Origin of the sequence: Flavobacterium sp., assembly GCF_044348915.1 — a bacterium.
Taxonomy (GTDB): domain Bacteria; phylum Bacteroidota; class Bacteroidia; order Flavobacteriales; family Flavobacteriaceae; genus Flavobacterium.
In genome coordinates this window covers 1-4,287 of sequence record NZ_JBIKRX010000140.1, presented here as the reverse complement: position 1 = coordinate 4,287, position 4,287 = coordinate 1, and the positions used below count along the sequence as shown (strand labels likewise).

Genomic DNA, 4,287 nt, shown 5'->3' with positions numbered 1-4,287 from the left:
TTAGTGGGTTTTCAACTCTCACACAACCTGAACTCAACGAACGTTTTTGCTTACCAAAAAAATCTCGATGATTGGTATCATGCAAGTAAATAGAAAACCGATTCGGAAAAACGAACTTGACCATTCCTAACGAATTAAAGGTTCCCGGACTTTGCACATATCTATAGCCTTTCGCGTTGGAAAGCTTCCAATTACTCGCTGAGATCTCATCCCCATTGCTGTTGTAAACTTTTATATTGGTTTGCGCCAGATAGTTCCTATTTCTTGCAATTGCTGGAATCACATCTTCTTTTAAAATTGTTGGAGGCACCGTCCAAGTTGGATTCAATATTATACTACTTAGTCTTGACGAAAGCACGGGCGTTGGCCTTTTATCTATTCCGACAATAACCTTATGCGTTCTCAAGGTGTCCTGATCTTTGACTAAAGTCAACTTGTAATCAGGAATATTGACAATTAAATACTCCTTTCCCATATCTTTTGGAAACCATTTCCATCGTTCGAGATTGGCAAGAATTTGCTCTTTTCGCTGTTTTTTTGAAAAATTGAGCGCATCAATTGTACCTTTCCCAATCACTCCATCTGCGGCCAAACCGTGACGGGTTTGAAATTTCCGCATTGCTGCATTAGTTTCACTATCGTAAATACTGGAAAGACTATCGATTGGCTTCAATTCGTTCCAATAAATCAATCGCTTTTTTACTTCAATAACAGAAGGGTTTGTATCATTTAAAACGATTTTATTTTCGAATGCAATTGGAGTAAAATCATCTACAGGATAGCTATTTAATATTTTAAGCGCCTTTTTCAAGCTTTTGTAAACAACATGATTTGGTTTCAGTTGATTTATTTTATACTCCAAAGAATCACTTTTGAGCAATTGGGCTATAGTTTCGTTTATATTAATTGTATTTTCTTGCAAGTCCCAATTTTTATATAAATAAGTGGGATTCATCCTTCCTCTAGTCAAATGCAAAATATACTTTTGAAAGCTATGGGTGAACAATATGTCATATTTTGCCCTCTCTTTATCCTGAAGCACATTATACTTGTTTTCATACTTTTTTAATAATGCACAATTGTAATTAGCGGGACTTAACCCTTCCTCCTCACAACTTAATAGCTGCTCCAAAATGATACTTCTGTCTTTTTTGGATTGCCAAACTGATTTATAACCCGTAAAAAAGTAAAAGTCTTTCAGATTATTGCTGCTATAAGTATTCAACAAAGCACTGTCAATCATAACGGATCTTCCTTCGACTTGAATATGAGGAACCGCAACCTTTTTTGGAATTGGCTTGCTTTTCTTAGACTCCTTTTCACAACCAAATGCCGCAAAAAACAATAGTAAAATCAAAAATTTTCGCATCACTATTTATATTTTTAACATTAAACTATTTTGAGTTTTGAATAATGCAAGGTCAAGTAGAAACTGTTTTACTGCAGTTGTTGTTGAATCGCGCTTAAATCAATTATCCTATAAAAATAATGAATTTATAATGATTTAGTTTTAAATTGGTTATAAAAAAAAAGCAACTATTTACAAGAATTTCAAAAAAAAACTTGCAAACAAGCCAACTTATTATTTATATTTGCACCGTTGTACTGCGAAAGTAGCTCAGTTGGTAGAGCTCCAGCCTTCCAAGCTGGTTGTCGCGAGTTCGAGCCTCGTCTTTCGCTCTAAAAACCTCAAACGAAAGTTTGGGGTTTTTTATTTTAAAAAACTTAGGTCTGTCCCTGGCTCCATTTCTACTGGATTTTGGTTTTGTTTGAATAGACGTGCTGACAAATTTCCTTTCAAAACAATTTTATCTCCTTTCACTTCCAACCAGCTTCCTTCTCGCAATCCTAAAACAGGAATACTATTGAACGAATGAAACTCTTTTATTCTCGTTTCACGGGTTTCGCCCATATGTTTGGATTGCAAATCGGCATCCAAATAGTGTGGATTCAAATTAAAAGGTATCAACCCTAAAGTTTTGAAACTTGCCGGATAAATAATTGGCATATCATTGGTCGTTTGCATCGTCAAGCCACAAATATTGCTTCCGGCACTAGTCCCAAGGTAAGGCGTTCCGTTTTTAACAGCCTCGGCAAGAGCAATCATAATATCATTTTTATGCAATTGCGTAACCAATAAGAAAGTATTTCCTCCGCCGGTAAAAATCCCTTCTGCTCTTTCAATAGCGGTAGAATAGTCCTCGTACTCGTGAATTCCTTTAACTTCTATTCCAATTTTGACGAAAGCCATCGCCACTTTAGCCGTATAATCATCGTGCGAAATTCCACCTGGTCTGGCAAAAGGAACAAACAATATCGTTTTGCAATTCTTAAAATGAACTCTTAACTCAGGTAATAAATACTCTAAATAATCACCCCCGTGCAGTGTTGATGTGCTCGCTATAATTGCTTTTCTATTCATACTCTTTGTGCTATAAATTTGGTATAAAGATATAAAATCAGTTAATGATTGCTGCATTTCAAAAATTTAAATTAACAAATTCTTACGAAGTCCTTAATATATAATTTGGAAGGAATTGAGATACTTTTACAACTATAAAAATGATAAAAGCACCGAATGCGAAAATTTGACTTCTTTCTATTTCTTTTGCTATGCCAGTTAACTTACAGTCAATCTGTCGTCGAAAAATTAATCCACGGAAAAATCAGCGTAGCTTCAGGTAGTGCCGAAGGCGTCAATATCGTTAATTTAGTAAACGAAAAAAGCACTGTTAGCGACAGCAATGGCGAATTCTTCATTTTAGCGAAAGCTGATGATTTATTAGTTTTTTCCTCCGTAAATTTAGAATACCATAGAAGAAGCATTGAAGACGAAGATTTAAAATCAGACATTGTTATCATAAAAATGATTGCAAAAACCACCGAACTAAAGGAAGTAATCGTCAACAAACACCCTGAAATTAACGCAGTCTCGTTGGGGATTTCCCCAAGAGGAATAAAAAAATACACTCCTGCCGAAAGGAGGTTATTTACTGCAAATTCAACCCCTGGCGACGCCCTTTTAAATTTATTATCAGGACGAACCGCTATGCTCAAAAAAGAAATCGAAGTAGAAAAGAAAATTAGATTGCTTGCCATAATCGACGCCCTTTACAAAGACGAATCCTATTTTACACAAACACTTAAAATCCCTACAGACTATATCAAGGCATTTCAGTATTATTGCATTGAAGACAAGTTGTTTGCAGAAACTTTAAAAACAAAAAACAAAACAAAAATTGAGTATTTGATCATTCCGTTGGCAGCAAAATTCAATAAAATTCTTTCAGAAGAATAATAAGGTCCAATATATTCTCTTTTTTTTACACCTAAAAGTATTATCTCATAAGTTTTACTATTTTTGAAAAATGAAAAAACAGCTACTATCTATTTTATTACCAATACTTTTTTTGACTTTATCTGCAGCTACCTTGCATAAATTTCATATGGCTCTATACCAAATCGATTTTGCTTCAGAAAAGAAAATGCTCCAAATCACTTCTCGTATTCACATCGACGATTTGAACAAAGCACTTGATAAAAAGTACAATAAGAAAATAGCTGTTGGAGATGAAGAACAAACCTCCGAAGAGTCAATTTTGTTAAAAGAATATTTGATGGCTAATTTTTCTATAAAAGTAAACGGCCAGCTCAAACCAATGAATTTTTTGAGTCAAGAAATCGATGGTGATGAACTGGTTTGCTATTGGAATATAAAAGGGATATCCAAGATAAATACACTTGAAATATACAATTCCATTTTAACTGAAGTTTTCTCCGATCAACAAAATATGATTAATAGCAACGTTTCAGGTGGTAAAAAAAGTTTTATATTAACAAAAACCGTAAAATCTAAAACTGTAAAATACTGATTCACAAAAAACAAAGCATTACAATCCAACTATAAAAGCTTTTCTTCTATGAAAAAAATAGTCTTAATATTTATATTTCCATTTTTTGTTCTAGCACAAACCAAACCAACAGAGGCATCTCAAATCAATTCCAACAGAGGTGATTCCAATAAATTTAGTCAAATGTATGATTTACTGGCAACCCCCAATATGTTCCGTACTGCCTCAGGAGCACCAGGCCCAGCATACTACCAACAACAAGCTGACTATAAAATCGACATCGAATTAGATGATAAAAACTCGAAATTGAGTGGTTCAGAAACCATAACTTATACCAATAATTCTCCCGATACTTTGGACTATTTATGGGTTCAATTAGACCAAAATCAAGCAGCAAAAAACTCGCTTTCCCCTTTAGCCGAAAACCAAAAAACAG

At 34.2% G+C, this 4,287-nt stretch carries 4 protein-coding genes, 1 tRNA gene and 1 pseudogene; 4 read left to right on the top strand and 2 right to left on the bottom strand.

The window, feature by feature from the left end:
* Positions 1–1,369, bottom strand: a 1,369-nt coding sequence (locus ACIQ1E_RS13935) for a murein L,D-transpeptidase (RefSeq protein ID WP_396171955.1), incomplete at its 3' end; no start/stop codon positions are given.
* A 238-nt stretch (positions 1,370–1,607) separates the two neighbouring features.
* Here ACIQ1E_RS13935 and ACIQ1E_RS13930 point away from each other — a divergent pair.
* Positions 1,608–1,680 (top strand) — tRNA-Gly (locus tag ACIQ1E_RS13930).
* A gap of 31 nt (positions 1,681–1,711) precedes the next feature.
* On the opposite strand, the gene pepE is transcribed toward ACIQ1E_RS13930, so the two are convergent.
* Complete coding sequence (gene pepE / locus ACIQ1E_RS13925; protein ID WP_396171953.1) at positions 1,712–2,422, bottom strand: dipeptidase PepE; 711 nt, start codon at positions 2,420–2,422, stop codon at positions 1,712–1,714.
* Positions 2,423–2,578: 156 nt separating this feature from the next.
* On the opposite strand from pepE, the gene ACIQ1E_RS13920 reads away from it, so the two are divergent.
* From ACIQ1E_RS13920 to ACIQ1E_RS13910, 3 genes and pseudogenes are all read left to right on the top strand, one after another.
* Positions 2,579–3,298, top strand: coding sequence for a hypothetical protein (locus tag ACIQ1E_RS13920; protein ID WP_396171951.1), 720 nt, complete (start codon positions 2,579–2,581; stop codon positions 3,296–3,298).
* A gap of 70 nt (positions 3,299–3,368) precedes the next feature.
* Entirely contained in the window at positions 3,369–3,872 is a 504-nt protein-coding gene (locus ACIQ1E_RS13915; RefSeq protein WP_396171950.1) for a DUF6702 family protein, read from the top strand.
* Positions 3,873–3,920: 48 nt separating this feature from the next.
* A pseudogene (locus ACIQ1E_RS13910) lies at positions 3,921–4,287 on the top strand (M1 family peptidase); the annotation flags it as partial.